We start from the raw sequence: 24539 nt of genomic DNA, 5'->3' as shown, positions 1-24539 counted from the left end.
CAGGCAAGCACGACGCCCCCGCCTCCACCCTTCGATGCAAGTCCGGCAGGTGCATCCCTGCGCCGGTCGTCCGCGGGCGCCGCCGTTCCTAGCGTCGATGTCATGACGAACACCACCGAAGTCCGGCCCTCCGCCGGCACCGCCCCCGAGGCCCGCAGGGGAGCCGCCGGCGTCATCGCCCGGCACCCGCTGCCGTCCTTCTTCACCCTCGCGCTCGGCCTGAGCTGGCTGGCGTGGATCCCGTACATCCTGTCGCCGCACGGCCTGGGTGTGTGGGACATCCACTTCCCCGAGGTCCTGGGCAGCGGACAGTTCACCGGGGTCCTGCCCGGTGCGCTCCTCGGCCCGCTGGGCAGCGCGTTCATCGTCACGGCGGTCGCGGACGGTCGCGCGGGCCTCCGGCGCTGGGTGGGGCGGCTGTTCCGCTGGCGGGTCGCCTGGTACTGGTACGCACTGGCACTCGTCGTGGTGCCGGCACTGATCGTCGTCTCCGCGCTGCCCTTCGCCGGTGGTGAGGTCCGGGCACCCTCAGCCCTGGCCTTCGCCATGCTCGTACCAGGGCTGGTGATCCAGCTGTTCTCGACCGGCCTGAGCGAGGAGCCCGGCTGGCGCGACTTCGCCCTGCCGCGCCTGCAGCACCGCTTCGGCGGACTCGGTGCCGCCGCGATCCTCGGTCCGATCTGGGCGCTCTGGCACATGCCGCTCTACCTGAGCGACTGGGGCGGCTGGCCGAATGCGCACTGGAGCGAACCCGTCGTCTTCGCCCTGTTCACCATCACCTTCAACGTCGTGATGATCCAGGTGTTCAACAAGACCGGTGAGAGCCTGCCCCTGGCCCTGCTGCTGCACGTCGGCGTGAACAACACGATCTCGACGCTGTTCCCGGAGATGTACCCGACCATGACGGCCGGCACGCTGATGATCGGCCTGACCATCGTGTCGACGATCGCCGCCGCGGTGCTCCTCGTCGCCACCCGCGGCCGACTCGGCTACGACCCGGCCCGACGCGTCCTGCCCCTGGACGCCCCGATCCCCGTCCACGCCCCGGCCCCCGCGCACACCCGCCTCGTAGGATCCAACGATGGCACCCGCTGAGCGCACCCGCGGCGTCGACCTGCTCGTGGCCCTCGGCGCGGGCGTCGTCGCCCTCGGCCTGCTGGTCGGGCTCCCGCCGCTCGACGCCGCCGATCCCGACAGCGCCGGACTCGTCCTGCGGGTGCCGGCGCCGTTCACGGCCGCGTGGACCGTGTTGGCCATCGGCCTGCTGGCCCAGTCGGCCGCCCTGCTCGCCGCCCGCCGCGCACCCCGCACGGTCCTGCTCGTGGTCGCCGCCCTGCCGGTGGTGATCGCCGCGCTCGCCCCGCAGACGGCCGACCTGTTCGGCCTCACCGCGCTGCCCGTGGTCGTGGCCGTCGTCCTCGCCGCACTCCGCGTCCCGCTGGCGCGTCTGTGGCCGTCGCTCGTCGCCGCCGCCGTGCTGGTCGCGGCCGGCAGCGCCGTCCTCGTCCCACGTGCGACCTCGGTCGGCCAAGGTGTCCTGCAAGCGGTCGGCGCCGTCGGCCTCCCGCTCCTCGTCACCCTGCTCGTGCAGTCCCGCCGCGAGGTCCGCGCCGCCCGCACGGCCGAGGTGAGCGCCGTCGGCCGGGAACAGGACGCCCTGGTCGACGCCGCGGTCTCCCGCGAACGTGCCGCGATGGCCCGGGAACTCCACGACATCGCCGCCCACCACCTGTCCGGCATCGCCCTGATGGCGGCCGTCATCGACCGGCAGATCGACTCCGAGCCGGAACGTGCCCACGAGGGCGCCCGCCAGGTCCGGGAGCAGAGCACCGCCGTCCTCGACGACCTCCGCCGTCTGGTCGGGCTGCTCCGCGACGACGTCCCCGCCGAGCGAGCGGTGGAGACCATCGCGGGGATCGTCGACCTGGTCGAGCGTGCCCGGTTCCGCAGTGACGTCCGGCTCGACGTCCACGCGGGCGACCACCCCCTCGCCGAGGGGATCGGCCCACTCGCGCAGCTGGCCGCCTACCGCACGGTCCAGGAGGCGCTGGCCAACGCCGTCCTGCACGCACCGTCCGCCCCGTGCACGGTCACCGTCGACGACCGCGACCCGACCCGGGTCGCGATCCGGGTCGAGAACGCACCGGCCACCGATCCGGCACCCGGCAGTTCACCCTCGGGCGGCAACGGCCTGCGGGGGATGCGCGAGCGTGCGGACCTGGTCGGGGCGCGCCTCCAGGCCGGTCCCACCCCGTCCGGTGGGTGGCTGGTGGAGCTGGCGCTCGGCCGGGAGGCACCTCCCGCACCCACGCAGGCCGCTGACGGAACCGAGGTGGTCGCGTGATCCGCGTGCTGGTCGCGGACGACCAGCCACTGGTCCGCGCCGGGGTCTCCGCGCTGCTCGGCGCGGAGGCCGACATCGAGGTCGTCGGCGTGGCCTCCGACGGCGGTGAAGCACTCGCCCTCGCACGGTCCACGCGACCCGACGTGGCCTGCCTGGACATCCGGATGCCGGTCATGAACGGCATCGAACTCGCTCGGCTGTTCTGCGCTCCGGACGCCGACCCGGCGATCCCGGTGCTGATGCTCACCACCTTCGACCTCGACGACTACGTGTTCGGGGCGCTCGAGGCCGGTGCCTCCGGGTTCCTGCTCAAGGACGCCGAGCCGGACACGATCGTCGACGCCGTCCGGCAGGTCGCTGCCGGCAACGGGACGCTCGACCAGGCCCTGACCCGGCGGGTGCTGCGGGAGTTCGTCTCGCGGCGGAGCCTGCGGCCGGTCTCCGGCGACCGGGCGGACGAGGTCCTGACCGCTCGCGAGCGTGAAGTCCTGCTGCTGCTCGCGCAGGGCATGTCGAACGAGGAGATCGCCGTCGCGCTCGTCCTCGAGGTCTCCACCGTGAAGTCGCACCTGGCGCGGATGCTGCCGAAGCTCGGGGTGCGGTCGCGGCTGCAGGCCGTGGTGTGGGCGTACCAGAACCGGATCGTGGCGGTCCCCGAGCCGTAGACCGCCGCTACCGGCGGAGCACGTGACGGTCGCGGCTCGCAGCCGCACCGGCCACGAACTGCAGCGCGAGCAGGACGAGCAGCACCGCGATCGGCACGGTCCAGCCCCCGGTTGCCGTGTGCAGCAGGCCGAGGCCGACCGGCCCGAGCCCCGCAAGCAGGTAGCCGAAGCCCTGCGCCATCGTCGACACGTGGGCGGTGTGCCGGGCGTCGGGGGAGCGCCAGACGATGTAGCTCAGCGACAGGCTGATCGCGCCGCCCTGCCCGAGTCCGAGCAGGGTCATCCACACCCAGGCACCCGCGGCCGGCGCGATGAGGAGTCCGGCGAACCCGGCGGCGCAGAGCGCCACGACGACGAGCACCGGCAGCCAGGTCGGGCGCAGGCGCCGGGCGATCGCCGGCCCGGTGATGCCGGTCAGGATCCCCGGCAGGCTCGAGTACGCGAGCATCAGGCCGGCAGTGTGCGCCGAGACACCGGCGTCCTGCAGCACCGTCGGCACCCAGGTCAGGAACGCGTAGTACGACAGGCTCTGCAGCCCCATGAAGCCGGTCACCGCGATCGCCACAGGGTCGCGGAGCAGCCGCGCGAAGGTCGGTTCGTCGGCGGCACCCGCGCCGGTGGCACGGGTCGGGGTGTCCGGGCGCTGCAGTGCCCGTGGCAGCCACACCACGAACGCGATCGCCGCGGGGACCGCCCAGAACGCCAGCGCCGGACGCCACGATCCGGCGAACGCCGCCATCAGCGGGACGACGGCCGCCGAGGCGATCGCCGCACTGAGGAACAGCGCCGTCGAGTACAGGCCCATCATCAGCCCGACCCGGTGCGCGAAGTCGCTCTTGATCGCGGCCGGCATGCAGACGTTCGCCACCGCGATCGCCGCTCCGGCCAGCACCGTGCCGCCGTAGAGAGCCCAGCCGTGCGGCTCGAGTCGGAGTGCGATGCCGATCGCCAGCACCGCCATCGTCAGGCCGAGCAGCCGGTGCAGGCCGATGCGCCGACTGAGCACCGGGGTCAGGAACGCGAACGCCCCGAACGCGAACACCGGGATCGTCGTGAGCAGGCTCGCCGCCGACGGGGACAGCCCCAGCGAACGCTCGATCGCCCCGAGCACGGGCCTGACCGAGGCCACGCCCATCCGCAGGTTGATCGCGATGAGCAGCAGGCCCGCGCCGACGTACCAGCCGGCGAGGAGCCGTGGTCTGGTGGTCGTGACGGGGATCGAGGCGGTGGTCATGGATCGATCCCACCACTGCTCGCCACCGGCCCGGAACACGTAGACTGCCGCTCGATGTCGGATTCCAGCCAGGGACCGGTCGACGCGCGGACCGTCGACCTGCGCACCGAGGCTGCCTTCGCGTTCGCACACGCCGAGACCGTCCCGACGCACACGCACCCGCTCGGTCACCTGGTACACGCCGCCTCCGGCGTGCTGTCGCTCATCACCGACGACGGCGCATGGATCGCGCCGCCGAACCGCGTCGCGTGGGTGCCGGCCGGTGCCGAGCACCGGCACCGGGCCCACGGGGCGACCGACATGCGGGTCGTGTTCCTGTCGGCGGACGCAGTCACGGGCCTCCCGTCCGGTCCGGCGGTGCTCGCCGTCTCGGCGCTGGCCCGGGAGGCACTGCTCGCGTTGACGACGGACGCTCGCCGTTCCGGGTCGGCGATCGAGCACCTGCGGGCGGTCGTCGTGGACGAGCTCGCGTCCGCGCCCGAGCAGCCGCTGCACCTGCCGCAGCCGCGGGATCCGCGGCTGCGGCAGGTGGTGCGCGAGGTCGAACGGGACCTGTCCCGGCCGCGCGGACTCGGCGAGCTGGCGCGCGAGGTCGGCGTGGGCGAGCGGACGCTCAGCCGCCTGTTCCGGCAGGAGACCGGGATGGGATACCGGCAGTGGCGGTTACAGCTCCGGGTGCACCGGGCGCTCGTCCTGCTGGCCGGTGGGACCTCGGTGACCGACGTCGCCGCGGCCTGCGGGTGGGCGACGACGAGTCAGTTCATCGACCAGTTCACACCGCTCGTGGGCATGACGCCCGGGGTGTACCGGCGACGTCAGCCGGTGGTGAGCGGGTCGGCGGCGCCGGGGACGACGAGTCGCCAGACGCTGTCGTCGTCGGGGTCGGCCTTCGTCAGGTAGAGGCGGTAGGTGCCCTCGTCCGCGAGGGCGTCGCTGTCGACGTACTCGACCGGTTCGCCGGACGTCGTGCACTGGTCCGAGGTGCTGATCACGTCGATGGTGTCGCCCGGAGCGCTGCCCTTCGAGACGTCGGTGACGGTCGCCTCGTACACGTCGTAGATGCCGCCCCGCTCGACGGTGCGGTCGGTCCTCGTGACCTCGGCGTCCACGACGAGGTCGGACTCGGTCCGTCGGTCGGCAGCGGTCGGGAGCGTCACCCAGTCGACGCACGAGGAGGCCTTGATGCCGTCGTCGCCGCTCGACTCCGGGCCTCCGCCGTCGCCGCTCTGCGTCGCGCAGCCCGCGGTCGTCGCGGCCACGACGACGAGCGCTGCGATCGGCACGATCCGTCCCCACTTCATGGGCTGAGTATCACTCGCTGTCGCGTCGGGCGGAAGGGGCGTGACCGGATCGTGTCGGTCCGGTTTGCGAACGATCCCGATCGGGGGGCTTGGATGGTAGCCCTGTGGCTGGTGTGGTGTATGCATGAACATCGAAACGCCGGATGCGGCCTCGCTCCGCTCGACGGTCGTCGAGGGGATGATCCACGCGCTGCGGTCCCGCCCCCTGCACGAGGTGACCCCGTCCGTCGTCGCCGCCGAGGCCGGCGAGTCCGTCGACGTGGTCGACCGCACCTTCCCGAGCTGGGACGGCCTGCTGCTCGCGACCATCGACCGGTGGAACGACCAGCGCACCGCACCGCTGATGCCGCTCGCCGAACAGCACGGCACGGTGCCGTTCCTGCGGGCCATCGTGACCGCGAACATCGCCGACCCCTCGCTCATGCGGTTCCTCACGGCGACGCTGAACATCGCGGCCTCGCCGGAGCACCCGCTCGCGCCGATGCTGCACTCCCGCTGGCGGCGGTTCCACGCCTTCGTGCAGCACTCCCTGGAACGGGACATCCTGCTCGGCCGTGAGCCGCGCACCATGGAGCCCGCACGAGGATCCGAGCAGCTGCTCGCGACCTACGAGGGGCTGCAGCTGCAGTCGATGGTGCGCCCGGAGATGGACCTGCTGGAGTCCTTCGACCGCGCCGTGACGCGACTGCGCGAAGGATGGTCGCGCACCTACGTCGCACCGGTCTGGGACCTCGACCTCGTGAGCTGACCCAGACCCACCACAGACCGCGGACGCTAGGGCGTCCGAGGGCAGACGCTCGTCGTCTGCGAGTGCCACCGCTCGATTCGGGTTCGAACGGGAGCGCACTCACCGTGCCGCCGCTCGATTCGGGTTCGAGCGGCGGCACGCACACCGACCACCCACGTGGCACCGCGACGACGCCGTGCCGGCGAGGAACACACACGACGATGCAGCACCTGAAGTTCTCGGTGACGGCCGAGCCCTTCGACCACGAGGACGCCGTCCGGCTGCGCGCCGCCGCCCGGATCGAGGTCGACCGCCTGTACAGCGGGCCGGGGCGTCGGCGACGTGCTGCTGCTCGAACTGCTCGCGCAGGCGGAAGAGCTGCAGGCACCCGCGGTCGTGGCGGAGATGGGGCTGCGGCAACCGCACGCGGCCGCGCTGTTCCTGCGGAACGGGTTCGTGCGGATCCGTCCGTTCGGGGCGTACCAGGACGACCCCGAGTCGATCTGCTTCTCGCGGGCGCTCTGAGCGGTGCTGCCGGATGCGCCGGGAGCAGGAGTCACCCGTCGGCGACTGACCTCGTCATGCCCGTTCCTGCGCGGGGTGCGCGGGCAGCGCTCCGGACTCGACGGAGACCGGCGCTCGCCTGATCGCGATCACGGTCACGTCGTCGTCGTGCGCCACCTCGTCCGCCCGTGCGGAGAGCGCCGCCACGAGTGCCGTGGGCTCGGAACCGCAGGACCGTGCGAGATCGGCCACGGCGTCGACGGTGTCCTCGCGACCACCGAACAGATCGAGCACGCCGTCGCTGAACGAGATGAGCAGGTCGCCCGGCTCGAGGAACCCCTCGGTCGTCGCCCACTCGTCGCGGAGACCCATCCCGAGCGGGAGGTCACTCGAGCGGAGGCGATCCACGTCACCGTCCGCCCGGAGCACCAGGCTCAGGCCGTGGCCCGCGTCCGCCCACCGGAAGGTGCCGTCCGCCGAGATGCGCGCGTGGAACAGCGTGGTGAAGGTCACGTCGGTCACGCTGCCCTCGGCGGCGAGCCCGTCGGCTGCACGCAGGAGCGCCTCGGACGGGTCGTCGACGGTGCGGGCGCTCCGGACCGTGGCACGGACGGCCGCCGCGATGAGTCCGGCTCCCACGCCCTTGCCCATCACGTCACCGAGGCTGACGGCGATCCCGGTGTTCGTCTCGTACCAGTCGAAGAAGTCACCACCGACCGACTTCGCCGGCAGACAGGCGCCCGCCACCGCGACGTCAGCGCCCAGGTGGTCGGTCGACGTCGGGAGCAGGGACCGCTGGACGGCGGCGGCCCGATCGATCTCCGCGCGGACGCGCTCCTCGCCCCGCTGAGCATCGCGGACGTTCCGCCGCGCTCGCCGCGAGAGCTCCTGCACGACCGCCGCGACCGTCCCGAACACGATCACGGTGACGCCGAGACGGACGAGTTCGCTCGCGCCGGGGACGTTCGTCGGCGTCAGGAAGTACGGCGCGAGGATCACGAACGTCACACCCAACACCGCCCAGACCACGTTCAGTCGCCCGCGCAGGGACCCGCACCAGACGACCGGCAGGACGATGAGCGAGGTGAAGACCGAGGCCCCCGCGCCAGTGCTCGTCCGGAACAGTGCGATCGCCACGAAGTCGAGCACCAGCAACACCGGCACCAGTCCGACGGCGCGGGGGAACGCCAACGCCAGCGCGGACACGATCGTCGCGACGCCGGTGCCCACGAGGCTCGCGACGAACAGGCCGTCGTCCGTGACGCGGAGGGACGGCACCACGAGGGTGAGGACCGCGCCGAGTGCCAACAGCGCGCTCAGCGGAGCCTGCCGCGCAAGGGGGCTCTCGAGGACGCTGGTTGTGCGAGACATTCGAGAAGGACGTTACCGGTCGGGGAGCGTCATCGCGCCCTCTGGCTCAGCGGGGCCAGGTGAGCACGACCGCCACGGTGTTGAACAGGACGTGCGCCAGGATCGCGCCGCCGATCCGGCCGGTCATGGCGACGAGCGTCCCCGTCAGCAGGCCGAGCACGAACGTCGTCACGAAGACTTCGAACCCCGCCACCGACGACACCGCTGGATTGATCGACACGTGCAGCAACGCGAACGCGAACGCGGTCACCAGCACCGCGAGGAACCGTGTGCGCGGAGTCAGCTCGGCCGACAGCCGGCGCTGCATGATCCCGCGGAACACGATCTCCTCGAGCACCGGACTGACCAGGCACACGCCGATGGCCGAGACGACGAGGAGCAGCACGTCCGGGGGCCCGAGGGTCACCTGCGGTGTCAATCCCGTAGCCCCGAAGAACACGACGGACAGCGCGGCGTCGAGCCCGCGGCAGACGATGACGATCCCGATCGCCGCGACGACGTCGGCCCAGCCGAGCCCGAGGCGCCGGACGAGTACCGACGGAGAGGAACTCCGGAACACCCACCCGACGGCGAGCACGAGGGGCACCCACACGGCCAGGTCGGCGGCGAGCACCTGCACGATCGGCGACGGCAGACCCCCAGTCCGGGCGACGCCGCCGACGATGCGGGAGAGGAGCACGGCGACCAGGAGCGCGATCACGACGACCTGCAGGTCCCGCACCGCCGAGGAAGGGCGGGCGACGGTCGGCGCGTCCGGTTCGGGCTGCATGTCGACACCGTACGGGACACGGAACGAGACGTTGTGCCCGTCGACCCGAGCGCGACTCATCGGTATGGCAGTATTTCCATGCCGAACGCTGGGAGAATCCCGGCCGACCTGTGACGGGACTTGCAGGGCGCGGCGACTTCCGGGGAAGGGTGCCGCGTGGAGCTACGCGACTACATCGCGGTCTTGCGCAAGGGATGGGTCTTCATCCTGGTGCTGGCACTGGTCGGGGTGGCCGCTGCGGCGGGCTTCTCACTGCTCAAGCAGCCCGTGTACTCCGCCTCGGCGCAGGTCTTCGTCTCGACGCAGACGAGCGGCAGCGCGAGCGACCTCGCCCAGGGCAACACCTTCACGCAGCAGCGCGTGCTGACGTACTCGAACCTCGTCGAGACGCCGATCGTGCTCCTGCCCGTGATCTCGAGCCTCAAGCTCGACATGACGTCGGACGAGCTCGCCGAGATCGTCACGTCGGATGCGCCGCTCAACACCACGCTGATCTCGATCACCGTGAACGACACGAACGCGAAGCAGGCGGCCGACATCGCGAACGCGACGTCCGAGAGTCTGACCAACGTCGTCCAGAACATCGAAGCGACCGACGCCGACGGCACGAGCACCGTGAAGCTGACCCGCGTCAAGGAAGCCCAGGTCCCGAGCGCCCCGGTCAGTCCGAACGTGCCGGTCAACGTCGTGCTCGGCCTGCTCGTCGGCCTCGCGCTCGGCGTCGGCGTCGCCGTCCTGCGCGAGACCCTCGACAACCGCGTGCGTACCGAGTCGGACGTCGAGAAGATCAGCGAGAAGCCGGTCGTCGGCGGCATCGCCTACGACAGCAAGGCCTCCGAGCGCCCGCTCATCGTGCAGGTGGACCCGCGCAGCCCTCGCGCCGAGTCCTTCCGCACCCTGCGCACCAACCTGCAGTTCCTCGACCTCGGCACCGGCTCACGCACCTTCGTGATGACGTCCTCCGTGCAGTCCGAGGGCAAGAGCACCACGGTCGCGAACCTCGCCATCGCGCTCGACAGCGCCGGCTTCCGCGTGATCCTGATCGACGCGGACCTCCGACGCCCGAAGGTCGCCACCTACATGGACCTCGAGGGCAACGCCGGCCTGACCGACGTGCTCATCGGACGAGCGACCGTCGAGGACGTCGCCGTCCCGTGGGGCCGCGGCAACCTCGTGGTCCTGCCTGCCGGTCAGATCCCGCCGAACCCCTCCGAGCTCCTCGGCTCCCGCGCCATGCAGGACCTGATCGCCGGCCTCGAGCAGCAGTTCGACTACGTGCTCTTCGACGCCCCGCCGCTCCTGCCCGTCACCGACGCCGCGATCCTGGCGAAGAAGGCCTCCGGCGCCATCGTCGCCGTCGCCTCCGGCCGTACGCACAAGGGCCAGCTCGCCGGTGCCGTCAGCGCGCTCGAGAACGTCGGCGCCCCGATCGCCGGCTTCGTCATGACGATGATGCCGACCAAGGGGCCGGGTGCTTACGGCTACGGCCGCTACGGCTACGCGTACGGCTACGGCCTGCAGGACGACGACACCCCCATGCCGAAGCCCCCGAAGCGCGGCCGCATCGGCGCCTTCCGCGGAGCCGAACGTTGACGATGGTCGCCGCGTGAGTCCCCGCCGAGGATCCCGAAGCCTCGGCAGCGTCTTCTCGCGCCGCACGCTCGTCTGGGTCGCCGTGATCGTCGTGGTCCTGGTGATCGTCGACGTGCTGCTCGTCGCCCTCGCGCTCGCGCGCACCGCGCCCACCTCCAACGGCACCACGGGCCCCGTCCCGACCTTCTCCAGCAAGCCGATGCCGACGCCGTCCACGTCCGCGAAGCCGTCCGGCTCCGCAACGGCGGATCCCGCAGGGATGGTCACGCCCGGCCGCCGTCTGCTGTCCGCAGTCGACAGCCTGGAGGCATGGCGTGCCTCCGGTGGGATGTGTGGCGGAACCAACGGGGTGCTGGAACACACCGTGGACGGGGGAGCGACGTGGACTGCTGTCGGTCTCGGGGCTGAGACCGGTGCGGTGCTGGCGCTGCGCGCAGGCACCGAGAACGTCTCTGTCATCGTGGCGTCAGGCGACGACTGCGAACCGCGGGCCAGCACGTCGACCGACGACGGAACGACCTGGCAGCCAGGCGCGTCCGGGGCAGCCGGGGCCGGTATCGGACCCGACGGCCTCCTCCTGTCCTCCGGGACCGTCGACTCGCCCTGCGTCGACCCCATCGAGGCGTTCCAGGGGGAGCGGACCACCGCCGTCGTCTGCAGCCAGGCAGTCCAGTGGCGAACCGGCACGACGGCTTGGGTCGAGGTGCCCGTCAAGGGTGTCCGCTCACTCGCGGTGAACGGCAGCAGCTACACGCTCGCTCGCAGTGGGGCGGACGTCTGCGGCGGCGTGCAGATCGTGTCGATGCCCGCGAGCGATGTGACCGCGGCGACGACAGTCACCCCGATCGGATGTGCCGACGATGCGGATGCGGAAGACCCGATCGTCCTCACTCGTGCCGGAGCGGCCGTCTGGCTCTGGGCTGGTGACGACGTGCTCGTGTCGGGTGACGGCGGTGTGACGTGGTGAACGGAGAGATGGGCCGTGCGGCCGAGCCACGCACGATCGAGGCCTCGACAATGGACTGGAGCCGCTCGTACAGCCGGCGCGTCCTGTTCACCGATTTCCTCGTCCTGTTCTGGGTCGTCTTCGGCGTGCAGATCGCGTGGCTCGGGATCGACTCCAACCTGGCGGCGAACGAGAACGACCTGCGGCTGAGCTACACCGGTATCTCGGTGGTCGTCATCCTCATCTGGCTCGCTGCGTTAGCGGTCTACGAGACTCGTGGTGCCCGTGTCCTCGGCGTGGGGAGCGTCGAGTACCGGCTCGTGGCCGACTCGAGCATCAGGGTCTTCGGGATCCTGGCCATCGCCGCCTTCTTGTTCCATGTCGACCTCGCGCGCGGGTACGTCCTCATCGCCTTCCCGGTCGGCATCGTCTTCCTTTTGCTCTCACGGTGGATGTGGCGGCAGTGGTTGGTCGCGCAACGGCAGGCGGGCAGATACTCGGCGAAGGTGCTGCTGGTGGGGTCGATCCCCAGCGTCCTGCACATCGCACGCGAACTCGCGCGCACGCCGGAGGCCGGCTACCGAGTGCTCGGGGCCGCCGTGTCGAGCGGTCACATCGGAGACTTGCCTGGTTCCTCGATCCGCAGCTACGGCGGCTTCGACGACCTGCACGCAGCGCTCGCGGAGAGCGGCGCCGACACCGTCGTCATCACCAGCGCCGACGACCTTCCCCCGGAACGAGTCCGTGAACTCAGCTGGACCCTCGAACCGGGTAAGCAGCACCTCGTGGTTGCGCCGAGTCTGACCGACATCGGGGGTCCACGCATCCACACGCGCCCGGTGCAGGGGCTGCCGCTCATCCACATCGAGACTCCGACGTACGAAGGGCGGAAACTCTACACGAAGCGTGCTTTCGACATCGTCGCGTCCTCACTCCTCATCGTCCTGCTCTCGCCGGTCTTCCTCGTGCTCGCCCTCGCCGTGAAGGCCAGTTCACCGGGCGCAGTGCTGTTCCTGCAGGAACGCGTCGGCCTGAACGGCAAGCAATTCCGCATGATCAAGTTCCGATCGATGGTCGTCGACGCCGAAGAACGGGTGCAGGAGCTCAGCGCGCTTGATCGGGCCGAGGGCAACACGGTGCTCTTCAAGATGAAGAACGACCCCCGCGTCACGCGTGTTGGTGGCTTCATGCGTCGGTTCAGCCTGGATGAGCTGACGCAGTTGTTCAACGTGCTGACCGGGAGCATGTCCCTCGTCGGGCCCCGGCCGCCGCTGCAGCGCGAGGTCGAGCGCTACGACCTCCACGTCCACCGGCGGTTCCTCGTGAAGCCGGGGATAACGGGTCTTTGGCAGGTGAGTGGGCGCTCGGATTTGTCATGGGAGGATTCGGTTCGCCTCGACCTCTACTACGTCGACAACTGGTCGCTGATCGGGGATACGATAGTTCTCTGGAAGACAATCCGGGCGGTTGCTGGCGGGAGCGGAGCCTACTGATGTCACCCAACCGCGTATTGATTGTTGAACCAAATTCGGACGGCCATCGGCTCTATTATGTTGAGCTGCTGGCTAGACGAGCCCTAAGTGCCCGGTTTGAAGTGACAATCGCGATGTCCAATGAAGGAGAAACACTTCCGCAGGAAGCGCAGCTTTGGGACAGCCTTGATCGCGACCGAGTGGAAGTGCTTGCGGCGCATTCGACTTCGTTGAAAGAAGTCCGCCGCTTGGCGAATGAATCGAATGCTGATCTCGTCGTGGTCCCCGATGGAGATCGGTATGTTCTTGCACGGGCTAAAAGAATGCGATCGAGGCACCCCCTCCGCGTTAATGCACTTATAATGCGCGAGAAGGTCCATCCGTCCCGATATAGAGCCGTCACGTGGCTCAAGCAGAACATTCGAGACCGCGCAATTCGGCGGACCGACAGCATGCCAAACATGCACGTGTTCGTCCTGAGGTCCCCCGGATCCGAGCCCCGATCAGGACTGCGAACCGCCATAGATCCGATTTCCAACACCGCCACCGACGAGAGCATCGCTGTTGCTCGGAGCGATCTGACTGGGGCGGAATATTGGTTCGCGGTGATCGGGGCAATTTCGCGGCGAAAAAACGTCGAGCTGGTACTCCAGGGTGCACTGAGGAACCTGGACCAAGCGCGTGCTGGTGTCTTGATTGCGGGCCGTATCGACGGTGAGTATTTTGATGATGTCATGCGCGCCGTCGCTAAGGCCCGACGACAAGGGCTGCCAGTCATCGTCGACAACCGTCGACACTCCGACATCGAACTCGACAGCAGGATCGCCGCCGTCGACTGCGTAGTCCTAGCTCACTCGAACGAAGGGCCGAGCGGCATATTGGGGAAAGCTGGCGCAATGGGAACGGCGGTATTGGCGGCTGGAGCTTCTTCGCTTAGAGACGACGCGCGAAGACTAGGTGTCGGCCGATGGGTCCCGCTCAATGCAGAGGCGATTGCCGGCGCGATGGCGCTCTCATTGGAATCACCTCGACCGGAAAGGGTTCTCGCGGAGGAGACGAATTCCTTCACCGATCCTCTTCTGGAATGGTGGTGAACGCGATGGCAGTGTCGCGTCCTCGAGGTCATGGCGAAAGCGGGCGCAAGGGTTGAGGGCAAAACTTACTGGACTCAGTGGTCAGGCTATAGCACTTGCCGCTGCGGCGGGAATATCTCAGCTTATCCTGGCAGCCGTCTATCTCCTAGCGGCTCGGGTTTCGTCAGTCGCAGAATTCGGGGCCGTCGCATCGGCTATCGCATTCGGGCTTTCGGCAGCTAGTCTATTTGACTTTGGAACTTCTTCGATGTGGACGCGGGACCTAGCTCGGGGCACTCTACTAGCCACCGATCACTCTGCGGCCCAGAAGGGCAAGCTAGCCTTTCTAGCAGCATCGGTTCTCGCCTTTGCAGGTATCCTCGCAGTCATGCGGTTCGACTACTGGTGGGTAACGCCGTCCGTGATGGCCGCCACGTCGATCTCACTTACTACCCAGGTGCGGCTACGCGCTGCTGCACGTTCACACGTAGTAGCATTAGTGCAATTAGCCGACCGGTCGGCGGTTGCCATTGCTGCTGTCGTATTGATTTGCGGGGGCGCTGACCCAACGGTCGCGTTGGCACTAGCCGTGGCAATCGGCCCGCTCGTAGGGGGGAGTTTGTCGAGTTGGCTCGGTCGCGCCGACTTCCGAGACACGCAGCCGGGTGTCCGGATCCGTTTTCCGTGGCGTGGCTCGCTCCACTACGGCACCTTCAGTGTTGCTGGCGCGATACAGGGCTTAGACCTGCCACTACTCACGGCCGTCGGCGGTGCGTCGGTTGGTGGTGTCTACGGCTCTGTGAATAGATGGACCCAACCGATGGGGCTTCTCGCTACTGCGTTCTCTTCCGCGGCCGTGCCCTTCATCGCGAAGGAGCGCTCCCAGCGGGAAGCGTGGAAGGTCGCACGTCGGTCCAGTTGGCTGCTTCTCCTAGCGGTACTTGTCTGCTTGGTGATGGCCCTCGTTGCGCCGACGATAACGGACTTCCTGCTCGGATCCCACTACGACGGCGCTGGACCGGTTCTCGCGCTCCTTGCACTTGGAACTATCCCTGCGGTCATTAACCAACCCTGCGCAGCCTTCCTTCAGGCTAGGGGTTTCGATCGATACGTTGGCCGCGTGACGCTCCTCGCAGCGGTAGCGCAACTTATCGCCGTAGGGCTGCTTGGCCATTTGTTTGGCGCGATCGGTGCGGGGTGGGCGTACCTCGGCCTCCAGATAGTGAACTTCATTCTCCTAGCCTGGGGAGTCTATACGAAACGTAAGGCGCTCGAGTGGCGGAATTGAAATGAATATGACGTCAATTGTTGCGCTCTCAGCGTGCCTTGTTGTCGTCATGGGGTGCCAACCGCGGGTGAGGGGCTCCCGGCGAAGAGTGGAGTACTGGTGGGCGACGCTGGGCCTTGCCTCTGGCGTCGTCACAACTCTACCTACGTTGTTGAACCCGAATATTAGCCCGTCAAGCTCGCTCGCGCTACAAGTGGCGCCAATTTGCGTCGTTTCCGTGCTGTTAGTGCTATCAAACGTTCGCAGGGGTGCGGCTCTCAGCGCAATTGGTGCAGGTCTGTTACTGTTCCTGACGGTTCCGTTCGCTTTCGCCCTTCCATCTGGTGATCTCACGATTCTGCTCTTGTCACTGAGCGTCTTGCTTCCAGCAATCATTGTTCCGGCGAGCGGGTATGACAAAAGTTCGCTGTTCCTCGCGGTTTCGGACGCGGCACGGTTGGCTGCCATGGTGCTCGCAGTTCTTCTTATCCTTAAAGGACCACAGCTGATTGGCTCTTGCCGGGGAGATAAATGCTCGATATGGGGTAGTGCGCTCGGACCGGAAGGGACGGGCAACGCGCTCGGTGTTTGCCTCGCTGTGATGATTGGGCTCGCGCTTCTCAACGTGAGGGACTTGAAGCGGTGGATGCTTGTAGCGGCGGCCGGCTTCGTGCTGGTTGATCTAACGAGTAGTCGGTCTGGTTTTGCGATCCTCGTTGCGGGTCTAGGGTTCTCGCTCGTGCGAGGGGCCTACTGGAGAGAGTCGTCGTCGATGCGCGGGCATAGGGCTGCCGACAGAATGGTCTTTGTGGCGGCGGGCCTCCTGACGGTAGCTGTTGCGGCCTTGCCGTTCTTGCGGTGGAGCGCCGGTTCGTTCACCGGCCGCGCCACTCTTTGGCAGATCGCGACTGACGAACTCGTGCCGCGGAGCCCGATTTTCGGCCACGGAGCGTCTTACTGGGTGAGACAGGCTGCGACAGCTCAACTCCAGGCGAATTACTCGACTCACAACATGGCCGTCGAGATTCTAGTAACTGCTGGTGCCTGGGGGATTGCGTGCATGGCTGTGATACTCTTTTCGGCCACTCAGTCTCGAGCGACACCAGGCGTCCAATCGTTGTGCGTCGCAATGATCGGGATATGGCTAGCCTCCGGCCTCACCGAGGTGACGTCGCTACCGGGGCGCACTTACCTGTATCCGGCCTTCCTCACCTTCATTCTTATGGTGTGCCAGAGCTCCCCAGTGCGGGGAATTTCTGGTGACCTGGGTGCCAGAGGGCGAGCTGGCCGTTCGGAGGTTGAAGGCTAATGCACATTGTCCAGGTTCTCCTAAGTCCGCGAGTAGGCGGGGCGGAATCCCTGGCGGCGGCTCTCGAAGACGCGTGGTGCGCGATGCCGGGCGTTAGGGTGTCAACCCTGTACCTTGAGGGTGACAAGTCGAAGAATCCGATCAGTCGATTTTTCTCCCTTCGCCGACGACTGCGAGCTACAGTTGCGGACGTTGTTGTCTCTCATTCCGCGCTCCCTAACCTCTACGCACGGGCCGCCGCACGCAAAGGCCTGCCGGTGATATCCGTTCTGCATAGCGCTGTGGACGATTTCGAATCGCGCACTCTTCGAGTTGTCGAGCGACTCCTGCTGCACAAGTCGTCCGCGATCGTAGCTGTATCTGAGAGTCAGGCACGGGCCTACCGGAGTCGTTTTCCGGCTGCACCGACGAGGGTCATCCCCAATGGCATCGCCTCCTCATTCAATCGGATCAGTCACGAGGATGTGGAGATCGTTCGCGTTAATACGATCGCGAGAATCGTGGAGCAAAAGAATCCTGAACTCTGGATCGAGGTCGCTGAGCGCATCTCAAGTCCCGATGTGCGTTTGCGATGGTGGGGGCCGATGAACATCGAGTCCCCAAAAGTGGCATCTCTGATGCGGCGATTCGAAGCGGCCTCGCCAATGTTCTTCCCCGGGGCTATAGAGGACGTTGCACCGGTGCTGGCTGGAACCGATTTGCTGTTTCACCCCTCGGACAGGGAAGCCTTCAGCGTCGGACTTTTGGAAGCGGCTGCGGCTGGAGTTCCGATCGTCTGTTCTGACTCCGTCGGTGAAACGCTCCCCGACTGGTTGCCTCGCACCGAGTTCATTGCGGGCGACGCGTCATCTGCCGAGCGGGCCGTTTTAGGCGCAATCGGGAATCTGAATGAACTCGGCGATCATGCGCGCGGCGCTGCGGGGAGGGTGGCCGATTTTTATTCCATCGCTCGTACGGCGGCACGCTACATGGAGCTCATGGCTGAGGTTCTGCGTAAAAGTGGCAAAGAGGGCGTGTGAGATTAGCGCGACACTGTCGGTTAGCACGGATCCGCTTGGTGAAGTCGGATTCTGTCCCAGATGCTCTGGCAGTACGCGGGCCGTCAGCTTTTGGTTATACAGCGCTCCCTCGTTTCCGCATCTGCCTTCTTCGAGGACGATTGGGGGCAGTAGCCCTCTCAGCTAGGTTCCGCTGTGTCTGCTGAGGCAGGCGGACAGGTGCGGCGGCCGCTCGACGAGAGCTGGTCGGGAAGCGGCGCGATCTTTTTCGGTGGGAACTGCAGCTAGGCGAGTTCCAACCGATACCGTGAGGGTCCGCCAGGTGAGCGCCAGGACGATTGCCGCCAGCCGGATGCCGCGACAGTCAGTGAAGGCTGAGACCACGAACGCGGCGATCCCGATCAACGGTCGGAGAACTCTGACGGCGGCCGCTCCCGATGCTGCGATGGCGACGATGTTCGCGCGTGCCAATTGGAGCCGCTCGCCGGTGTCGATCTGCTGGGAGTCCGGCACCGTTCTCATCGCTAGATCAATTCCACACGCTTGCCCCGCTGATGGCGAAGTCGAGAAAGAGAGCTCCCAGGATGAGGCCGGGAAGTGCGGCAGTGTGGCGCCGGAGCAGGACAAAGCTGGCCGCCAGCACCGCCACACTTGCGATTATCGCGATGGGCTATCTTCGTGGGGTGCGGCTTCGACGGCCGGGAGGAGCGCGCGTTCGAATGTGCGCGAGAATGCCTCGGGGGTGTGCTGCAAGATAGCTGGGTCCGATTCGTGCGAAAATGGAAGCATCGCGACGAGCGTTCTGCTGATCTCGCGGCTGGTCGTCCCCGTCAGGCGAACGCCACGCATTCCGTCGACCGACTGAGCCACGCCGGCGCTCCGCGCCACCGCGACCCCGAGCCCTGCCGCGAGGGCTTCGTTCACCACAAGCCCCCACACTTCTTCAGTCGCGGCGTGCACGAGGACGTCGTGAACAGCGAAGACGTCCGGAAGCCCCGCCGCCGGAACGTATCCCAGGAAGGTCACGCGGTCGGCCACACCGCGCGCCGCAGCTCGAGCGCGGAGCGTCGATTCCTCGTCCCCGACGCCCACGATGGTGAGCGTCGCCTTCCGCAGCTCAGGACTCGAGATTGCGTCGATCACTGCTGCGATGTTCTTCCGCGGGATCAGCTGACCGACCGAGAGGAGGCGGTACCCAACGTTCATGCCCGGATCGGTGAGCATGTCGCGCGCACGAACGGTCGCCTGACGGATGCCCTGCACGTCTACGGCATTGAAGCCCACCTCGATCTTCCTGGTGTCGATACCTTCCTTGTCGAGCGCGTCCCGCGCCGCTGTACCGGGTACGACCACGCCGTCGAGGGAGCGGAAGAAGAGCCGACGCAACGCCGCGATGGCGCCACTGGTGTGTTGTTGGGATAGTCGGTGCGACTCGTAGAAACCGACTCGCCGCACGCCAGCCAGCCGGGCAGCCAGCGACGCAGACCAGTACGCGGGCGAGTCCCATCCCCCGATGAGGATCGCGTCCTTCCCGCGGAGGGCGCGCACCGGCAGTGACGCCGTGATGTAGTGCCGCGCCTCGCCTCGCCGCAGTACGGAGCTCTTCAAGAATCGAACGCGGTATGTGCTGGCAGACTCGCCCACGAGCCAGTCGTCACCTCGATTGTTGTCATCGCGCTGGAGGCGGCGATCGTTCTCGAGGAGCCAAACCTCGAGGTCGACACGCTCCGCGAATGCTTCCCAGACCGGCAAACGATATGGAGGAGCCGCGTTCGTGAGCCAGACCACGGCCGGACGCTGAGCTGACCGCTCACGCTCGTAGTGCTGGACAAGTTCGCCCACGACGCTCGAGATCGAGTACTGGTCAAGGAGCGCCAGACGCATGGCACTAACCAAGCGGTCACGAAGACCTGGAGTGTCGACGATGGAGAGAAGCAGGTCACGAAGTGACGCCGGAGATCCGTCGCTCACCAGCGCCGCCCCACGAGCACGCAGGTCCTCTGCGATGCCACAATCGTCAGTCAGGACGACCGGCGTGTCGACGGAGATCGCTTCGAGCACCGTCATCGGAAAAACCTCCCCTCGGCTCGGCAGGACGTAAGCGACGGCACCGGTCAAGCGCTCCGCTGCGCGACCGGGTGGGAGCGCGCCTTCGTAGGAGAGGCGGACCTCTGGGTGCGCGCGGATGAACTCCGTCAGACGTCCAAGGTCGCCCTCGTCCGGGCCGATGACGACGAAGTTCAACCAGGGATGACCCACGCTGGCGAGCGCGGCCATCTCCGCGAACGCCATGACGCGTTTGCGAGGATGCAACCTGGCGATGAACAAGACTTCGCTCGCTCGTCCTCTGCCGGGGGGATCGCTGACGGCAACGGGAGCCACGCCGTTCCGGGTGGGGGCCAGCGTCGCGCCCGGGAACAACGCTGCCAGCTCAAGGTGCTCGGCGTCAGTGAGCGTGAATGTTGCTCGTGCGCCGCGCACCGCCGGGGCGGTGAGCAGCCTGTCGAGGATGCGAGTGATCTGTTGTTGCCGCGGAGCAATCATCCCGTGCGTCTGCAGGAAGTACGGCACGCCCAGCAGTCTGGCTGCGCGCGCCACTTCCAGGTCGAGGATGTGCCGTCCCGAGTGAATGTGAAGGACGTCGATCCGTTTTGCGTTCCTTCGGATCCAGGCACGCACAGCCCGAGACCGCAATCCCAAGAACCTCGCTCTCGGCATGCGCTGTACAGGCGCGAGGACAACCTTCACACCCGGGATCACGAGACTGGCTTTGCCGTCCCAGCCGGCGATGAGCGTGACGTCGTGGCCTTGGCGGGCAAGTTCCTGTGCTTGTGCAGCAGCGACGGCCACCGGGCCGCCGAACGCCCCGTCGACGGAAACGTACGAAACGAACTGCACGATCCTCATCGTCGAGAGACCAAGTCGTGACCATCGAACCGGTTCCCGACCGGAACGGCCGGCGCTCCCTGGACAACCGTGTTCGCACGGATGGTGCCGCTCACGACCGACATTGGCGTCGCCAACGAAGACATCCCCATGCGCGTCCCGCCGAGCACCATGCATCGAGACGTGATCCAGACGCCGTCCTCGATGTGGATGGGGCGAGTCAGGAGCGCCATGTCACGCCGATGCGCGTGGCTGCCGGTCGTGAGGAATGTCTCCTGGGAGATCACGACATCGCGACCGACGTGGATGTGGTCCTGATTGTGAAACCAGACACCCTCACCGATCCAGCTGTCGTTTCCGATGTGGAGCTTCCAAGGGAAGCGAACTCTGGTCCTCGGACGGAAGATGACGCCGGTTCCGATCTCAGCACCGAAAGCGCGTAGCGCCTGGACGCGGAGTCTCGAGGATATTTGCCACGGGTTCGCGACGAAGAGCAGCTCGACGGCACCCCACAGGTAAACGGTGAAGCGGGAGCGGCCCCAAGACTGTCGTTCCCCTGGTGCAGCGGCGAGAGGGATCACGCGGGTCGGCTCGGTGTCGGCCTGCATCGCTGTAACTCCTGTCCCCGGTGGCGCCGGGGCGCCAGACTGCTCGGCGCCATCTTAGGCAGTGATGAGCCTGTTTCCAGAGACGCCTCTATCCATCAAGTGTCGCTCGGCGGGCGTGTGCCGCCACTTGTGGGGTCAAGTATGGAGTCGACCCCTGCCGTTAACTGAGCAACTGTTATGGTCTGCAGGTGCAGCAGGGGTCTCTCGTCTTCGTCGGATTGAACTATCCGCCGGAACCGACCGGCATCGCGCCGTACACCGGCGGTCTCGCTTCGAGCTTGGCCGCGGCAGGCGTCCAGACGTCCGTGCTGACTGCGTTCCCCCACTACCCGGACTGGTCCTTCGGACCCGAGGCGCCGCCGAGCCGGCGGTCCAGCGTCCACGATGACGTGCACGTGACTCGGCTGCGTCATGTCCTGCCGGCGCGTCCCGTGGGCGTACTCCGACTGCTGTCCGAGCTGACGTTCGGCTTCCGGGCGGCATTCGCGTCATGGCGAAACGCCGATGTCGTCGTCCTGGTTTCGCCTGCGCTCTTCTCGTCGGCGGTGGCGATGGTTCGTTCCCGACTCCGTCGGCGTTCTGCCCCCGTCGTCACTTGGGTGCAGGACCTCTACTCGTTGGGCCTTGAGGAGACCGGGCAAGGCGGTTTCGCGACCAAGGTGGTTCGTCGCGCCGAGTCGTGGCTGCTCCGAAACTCGGATGCTGTTGTCGTGATCCACGATCGGTTCAAGGACCACGTCGTCCGAGAGCTGGGCGTGCGGCACGACCAAGTCGTCGTGATCCGCAACTGGTCGCACGTATCGGCTCCTGAGCAGGTCGATCGACAGGCCGTCCGAGCGAGACTCGGCTGGCAGCCCGACGAGACAGTGGTCCTTCACGCCGGGAACATCGGTGTGAAGCAGGGACTTGAGAACGTGGTGGAGGCCGCTCGCCTTGCGGACGAGCGTCAGGAGCGCATCCGGTTCGTCTTGCTCGGCGGAGGGAACCAGCGGCAGCGCCTCCAGGCGCTCGGCGCGGACGTCGAGCGACTCGTGTTCCTCGACTCGTTGCCGGACGAAGAGTTCGTCGCCGCGATGAACAGCGCCGACGTGTTGTTGGTGAACGAAGCGCCAGGCATCTCAGGCATGGCGGTGCCGAGCAAGTTGACGTCGTACTTCAGCACTGGATTGCCGGTGCTCGCGTCGACGGAGCCCGGAAGTGTCACCGAGTACGAGGTGCTGACGGCGGGCGCAGGGCGCGCGGTGCCTGCAGGCGACCCCTCCGCCCTCCTCGACGAAGCTTTGCTGCTCGGAGCGGACGAGGCGGCCGCTCGGGAGTTCGGAAAATCCGCTTTGTCCTTCCTCGAACAGCACCTGACGCCGAACGCAGCTCTCATGAAGTTCGGTTCGCTCTTCGCATCGCTCCGCCCTGGTCGGTTCGATGCGTTCCACCCGAAGACCACCCAGCAGACGAGGACCGATTGACGAAACGCGCCTTCATCACGGGCATCACCGGCCAGGACGGTTCCTACCTGGCCGAGCTGTTGCTCCGGAAGGGATACGAGGTGCACGGACTGATCCGTCGGGCCTCGACCTTCAATACTTCCCGGATCGACCACCTGTACCAGGACCCTCATGAGCCTGCGGCGAAGCTGTTCCTGCACTACGGCGACCTGGGTGACGGCGCGCGGCTTGTCAGTCTCCTCAGCGAGCTGAAGCCGGACGAGGTGTACAACCTGGCCGCGCAGTCGCACGTGCGCGTGTCGTTCGACGAGCCGGAACACACCGGCGACGTGACCGGCGTGGGCACGATGCGCATGCTGGAGGCGGTTCGAGTATCCGGCATCCACACGCGCTTCTACCAGGCGTCGTCGTCGGAGATGTTCGGGGCGACGCCGCCGCCGCAGAACGAGGAGACCCCTTTCTGGCCGCGTTCCCCGTACGGAGCCGCGAAGGTCTACAGCTACTGGGTCACCCGCAACTACCGCGAGGCGTACGGCATGTTCGCGGTCAACGGGATCTTGTTCAACCACGAGTCACCGCGTCGCGGTGAGACGTTCGTGACGCGCAAGATCACCCGCGCAGTTGCTCGGATCAAGGCCGGGCGGGAGCAGTTCGTGTACCTCGGCAACCTCGACTCCGTTCGTGACTGGGGATACGCGGCGGAGTACGTGGAGGGCATGTGGCGGATGCTGCAGGCCGATGAGCCCGAGGACTTCGTCCTGGCGACGGGCGGCAACTTCACCGTCAAGGACTTCCTCGAGGCCGCGTTCTCGCACGCCGGGTTGAACTGGGAAGACCACGTCAAGTTCGATGAGCGGTACCTCCGCCCGTCCGAGGTGGACGCGCTGGTCGGCGATGCATCGAAGGCCAAGGAGAAGCTCGGCTGGGAAGCGACGGTCGACACGGCCGAGCTCGCGCGGATCATGGTCGACGCTGACATCGAGGCGCTTGAATGTGAAGGTCGGCCGTGGATCGACAAGGTCAAGCTCGCCAGTTGGGAGTCCTGATGTCCGAGACTGGTTTCGCCGCCGGTCCGCTGGATCGTTCAGCGCGTGTGTACGTCGCTGGACACCGCGGCCTCGTCGGATCCGCAGTATGGCGGCGGCTGGAGAGCGACGGCTTCACTGACCTCGTTGGTCGAACGTCGAGCGAGCTCGACCTGAAGGACCGCAACGGTGTCTTCGCCTTCTTCGCCGAGCAGAAGCCGAAGTACGTGGTCCTCGCCGCCGCGAAGGTCGGCGGGATCATGGCGAACAACACGTTCCCGCACGACTTCCTCAGCGAGAACCTGCAGATCCAGGTCAACGTCATGGACGCGGCCGTCGAGCACGGCACCGAGCGATTGATGTTCCTCGGCTCGTCGTGCATCTACCCGAAGTTCGCCGAGCAGCCGATCCACGAGGACTCCCTGCTGACGGGGCACCTCGAGCCGACGAACGACGCGTACGCCATCGCGAAGATCGCCGGCATCATGCAGGTGCAGGCAGTCCGCCGCCAACACGGGCTGCCGTGGATCTCGGCGATGCCCACGAACCTGTACGGGCCCGGCGACAACTTCTCGCCGACCGGCTCGCACGTGCTGCCGGCGCTGATCCGTCGGTACGACGAGGCCGTGCGCGACGGCGCCGACAAGGTCGAGAACTGGGGGACCGGTTCGCCACGCCGGGAGTTCCTGCACGTCGACGACATGGCTGCCGCCGTGTTGCACCTCATGGAGCACTACGACGGCCCGGAGCAGGTCAACGTCGGCACGGGCTCGGACGTCACCATCAAGGAGATCGCCGAGACGATCGCGAAGATCGTCGGATTCGACGGTGAAACCGTCTGGGACACCTCGAAGCCGGACGGCACGCCCCAGAAGCTCCTGGACGTCTCGAAGCTCGGCGACGCCGGTTGGCGCGCCGGGATCGGTCTCGAGGACGGCCTGCGCAGCACCATCGACTGGTACCGAGAGAACGTCGACCACATCCGCGAGTGACGCGGACCGCCCG

The 24539-nt window shown here is 67.2% G+C and carries 22 protein-coding genes; 16 read left to right on the top strand and 6 right to left on the bottom strand.

All coding sequences use genetic code 11. The features are described 5' to 3' along the window. The first annotated feature begins 102 nt into the window (after positions 1-102). Genes EDF19_RS04240 through EDF19_RS04230 form a run of 3 tightly spaced genes read left to right on the top strand, consistent with a single transcriptional unit; the run spans position 103 to position 3009 of the window. Positions 103-1095 carry a type II CAAX endopeptidase family protein gene (locus tag EDF19_RS04240; RefSeq protein ID WP_123679634.1) on the top strand — a complete coding sequence of 331 codons (993 nt, stop codon included), beginning with the start codon at positions 103-105 and terminating at the stop codon, positions 1093-1095. Next, positions 1082-2344: a sensor histidine kinase gene (locus tag EDF19_RS04235; protein WP_123679633.1), complete on the top strand. Its 1263-nt coding sequence runs from the start codon at positions 1082-1084 to the stop codon at positions 2342-2344. The genes EDF19_RS04240 and EDF19_RS04235 overlap by 14 nt, the downstream gene beginning before the upstream one ends. Then, entirely contained in the window at positions 2341-3009 is a 669-nt protein-coding gene (locus EDF19_RS04230) for a response regulator transcription factor (protein WP_123679632.1), read from the top strand. Before EDF19_RS04235 ends, EDF19_RS04230 begins: the two co-directional genes overlap by 4 nt. 7 nt (positions 3010-3016) lie before the next feature. Here the strand turns inward: EDF19_RS04230 and EDF19_RS04225 are convergent, their stop codons facing one another. Further along, positions 3017-4243, bottom strand: a complete 1227-nt coding sequence (locus tag EDF19_RS04225) for an MFS transporter (RefSeq protein ID WP_123679631.1) — start codon at positions 4241-4243, stop codon at positions 3017-3019. Between the two features lie 54 nt (positions 4244-4297). On the opposite strand from EDF19_RS04225, the gene EDF19_RS04220 reads away from it, so the two are divergent. Beyond that, entirely contained in the window at positions 4298-5143 is an 846-nt protein-coding gene (locus EDF19_RS04220; RefSeq protein WP_123679630.1) for a helix-turn-helix transcriptional regulator, read from the top strand. Here the strand turns inward: EDF19_RS04220 and EDF19_RS04215 are convergent. Then, a complete protein-coding gene (locus EDF19_RS04215; RefSeq protein WP_123679629.1) occupies positions 5059-5544 on the bottom strand; it encodes a hypothetical protein in 486 nt (161 codons plus the stop codon). The two genes, EDF19_RS04220 and EDF19_RS04215, sit on opposite strands and share 85 nt — an antisense overlap. A gap of 124 nt (positions 5545-5668) precedes the next feature. On the opposite strand from EDF19_RS04215, the gene EDF19_RS04210 reads away from it, so the two are divergent. Beyond that, positions 5669-6292 carry a TetR/AcrR family transcriptional regulator gene (locus EDF19_RS04210; RefSeq protein ID WP_123679628.1) on the top strand — a complete coding sequence of 208 codons (624 nt, stop codon included), beginning with the start codon at positions 5669-5671 and terminating at the stop codon, positions 6290-6292. Positions 6293-6613: 321 nt separating this feature from the next. Continuing rightward, complete coding sequence (locus tag EDF19_RS04205) at positions 6614-6796, top strand: hypothetical protein (protein WP_123679627.1); 183 nt, start codon at positions 6614-6616, stop codon at positions 6794-6796. A 54-nt stretch (positions 6797-6850) separates the two neighbouring features. On the opposite strand, the gene EDF19_RS04200 is transcribed toward EDF19_RS04205, so the two are convergent. After that, positions 6851-8146, bottom strand: coding sequence for a PP2C family protein-serine/threonine phosphatase (locus EDF19_RS04200; RefSeq protein ID WP_123679626.1), 1296 nt, complete (start codon positions 8144-8146; stop codon positions 6851-6853). Between the two features lie 46 nt (positions 8147-8192). Further along, positions 8193-8915, bottom strand: a complete 723-nt coding sequence (locus EDF19_RS04195; RefSeq protein ID WP_185022663.1) for a CPBP family intramembrane glutamic endopeptidase — start codon at positions 8913-8915, stop codon at positions 8193-8195. 156 nt (positions 8916-9071) lie between these two features. Between EDF19_RS04195 and EDF19_RS04190 the strand changes: the two genes are divergently transcribed. The 7 genes from EDF19_RS04190 (at position 9072) to EDF19_RS04165 (ending at position 17594) form a co-directional block, all read left to right on the top strand. After that, positions 9072-10508 carry a polysaccharide biosynthesis tyrosine autokinase gene (locus EDF19_RS04190; RefSeq protein ID WP_123679624.1) on the top strand — a complete coding sequence of 479 codons (1437 nt, stop codon included), beginning with the start codon at positions 9072-9074 and terminating at the stop codon, positions 10506-10508. Between the two features lie 13 nt (positions 10509-10521). Next, positions 10522-11475, top strand: coding sequence for a hypothetical protein (locus EDF19_RS04185; RefSeq protein WP_123679623.1), 954 nt, complete (start codon positions 10522-10524; stop codon positions 11473-11475). Beyond that, positions 11469-12947, top strand: a complete 1479-nt coding sequence (locus EDF19_RS04180; protein ID WP_260216913.1) for a sugar transferase — start codon at positions 11469-11471, stop codon at positions 12945-12947. Before EDF19_RS04185 ends, EDF19_RS04180 begins: the two co-directional genes overlap by 7 nt. Further along, positions 12947-14020 carry a glycosyltransferase family 4 protein gene (locus EDF19_RS18790; protein WP_148071029.1) on the top strand — a complete coding sequence of 358 codons (1074 nt, stop codon included), beginning with the start codon at positions 12947-12949 and terminating at the stop codon, positions 14018-14020. Before EDF19_RS04180 ends, EDF19_RS18790 begins: the two co-directional genes overlap by 1 nt. Before the next feature lie 367 nt (positions 14021-14387). Further along, positions 14388-15287, top strand: a complete 900-nt coding sequence (locus EDF19_RS04175; protein ID WP_185022662.1) for a lipopolysaccharide biosynthesis protein — start codon at positions 14388-14390, stop codon at positions 15285-15287. 1 nt (position 15288) lies between these two features. After that, positions 15289-16575, top strand: coding sequence for an O-antigen ligase (locus EDF19_RS19530; RefSeq protein ID WP_395859470.1), 1287 nt, complete (start codon positions 15289-15291; stop codon positions 16573-16575). Further along, on the top strand, positions 16575-17594 hold the full coding sequence (locus EDF19_RS04165) for a glycosyltransferase family 4 protein (RefSeq protein WP_123679620.1): 1020 nt from the start codon (positions 16575-16577) through the stop codon (positions 17592-17594). Before EDF19_RS19530 ends, EDF19_RS04165 begins: the two co-directional genes overlap by 1 nt. A gap of 636 nt (positions 17595-18230) precedes the next feature. Here EDF19_RS04165 and EDF19_RS04160 read toward each other — a convergent pair. Continuing rightward, positions 18231-20471, bottom strand: a complete 2241-nt coding sequence (locus EDF19_RS04160; protein WP_185022660.1) for a glycosyltransferase — start codon at positions 20469-20471, stop codon at positions 18231-18233. Positions 20472-20476: 5 nt separating this feature from the next. Continuing rightward, positions 20477-21067: an acetyltransferase gene (locus EDF19_RS04155; protein WP_123679618.1), complete on the bottom strand. Its 591-nt coding sequence runs from the start codon at positions 21065-21067 to the stop codon at positions 20477-20479. A gap of 188 nt (positions 21068-21255) precedes the next feature. On the opposite strand from EDF19_RS04155, the gene EDF19_RS04150 reads away from it, so the two are divergent. The 3 genes from EDF19_RS04150 to EDF19_RS04140 are packed head-to-tail and all read left to right on the top strand — an operon-like array spanning position 21256 to position 24526. Continuing rightward, a complete protein-coding gene (locus EDF19_RS04150) occupies positions 21256-22530 on the top strand; it encodes a glycosyltransferase family 4 protein (RefSeq protein ID WP_123679617.1) in 1275 nt (424 codons plus the stop codon). Then, positions 22527-23555 carry a GDP-mannose 4,6-dehydratase gene (gmd, locus tag EDF19_RS04145; protein ID WP_123679616.1) on the top strand — a complete coding sequence of 343 codons (1029 nt, stop codon included), beginning with the start codon at positions 22527-22529 and terminating at the stop codon, positions 23553-23555. Before EDF19_RS04150 ends, gmd begins: the two co-directional genes overlap by 4 nt. After that, on the top strand, positions 23555-24526 hold the full coding sequence (locus EDF19_RS04140) for a GDP-L-fucose synthase (protein ID WP_123679615.1): 972 nt from the start codon (positions 23555-23557) through the stop codon (positions 24524-24526). Before gmd ends, EDF19_RS04140 begins: the two co-directional genes overlap by 1 nt. Positions 24527-24539: the final 13 nt, after the last annotated feature.

Source organism: Curtobacterium sp. PhB115 (assembly GCF_003752025.1).
GTDB lineage: Bacteria > Actinomycetota > Actinomycetes > Actinomycetales > Microbacteriaceae > Curtobacterium.
Note: the sequence above shows the minus strand (reverse complement) of the source record. Positions and strands in the feature narration are given on the sequence as shown.

Coding starts and splice junctions, on each gene's coding strand:
- EDF19_RS04240 (WP_123679634.1), top strand. CDS start 103: ATGACGAACACCACCGAAGTCCGGCCCTCCGCCGGCACCGCCCCCGAG.
- EDF19_RS04235 (WP_123679633.1), top strand. CDS start 1,082: ATGGCACCCGCTGAGCGCACCCGCGGCGTCGACCTGCTCGTGGCCCTC.
- EDF19_RS04225 (WP_123679631.1), bottom strand. CDS start 4,243: ATGACCACCGCCTCGATCCCCGTCACGACCACCAGACCACGGCTCCTC.
- EDF19_RS04220 (WP_123679630.1), top strand. CDS start 4,298: ATGTCGGATTCCAGCCAGGGACCGGTCGACGCGCGGACCGTCGACCTG.
- EDF19_RS04215 (WP_123679629.1), bottom strand. CDS start 5,544: ATGAAGTGGGGACGGATCGTGCCGATCGCAGCGCTCGTCGTCGTGGCC.
- EDF19_RS04210 (WP_123679628.1), top strand. CDS start 5,669: ATGAACATCGAAACGCCGGATGCGGCCTCGCTCCGCTCGACGGTCGTC.
- EDF19_RS04200 (WP_123679626.1), bottom strand. CDS start 8,146: ATGTCTCGCACAACCAGCGTCCTCGAGAGCCCCCTTGCGCGGCAGGCT.
- EDF19_RS04195 (WP_185022663.1), bottom strand. CDS start 8,915: ATGCAGCCCGAACCGGACGCGCCGACCGTCGCCCGCCCTTCCTCGGCG.
- EDF19_RS18790 (WP_148071029.1), top strand. CDS start 12,947: ATGTCACCCAACCGCGTATTGATTGTTGAACCAAATTCGGACGGCCAT.
- EDF19_RS04175 (WP_185022662.1), top strand. CDS start 14,388: ATGCGGTTCGACTACTGGTGGGTAACGCCGTCCGTGATGGCCGCCACG.
- EDF19_RS19530 (WP_395859470.1), top strand. CDS start 15,289: ATGAATATGACGTCAATTGTTGCGCTCTCAGCGTGCCTTGTTGTCGTC.
- EDF19_RS04165 (WP_123679620.1), top strand. CDS start 16,575: ATGCACATTGTCCAGGTTCTCCTAAGTCCGCGAGTAGGCGGGGCGGAA.
- EDF19_RS04155 (WP_123679618.1), bottom strand. CDS start 21,067: ATGCAGGCCGACACCGAGCCGACCCGCGTGATCCCTCTCGCCGCTGCA.
- EDF19_RS04140 (WP_123679615.1), top strand. CDS start 23,555: ATGTCCGAGACTGGTTTCGCCGCCGGTCCGCTGGATCGTTCAGCGCGT.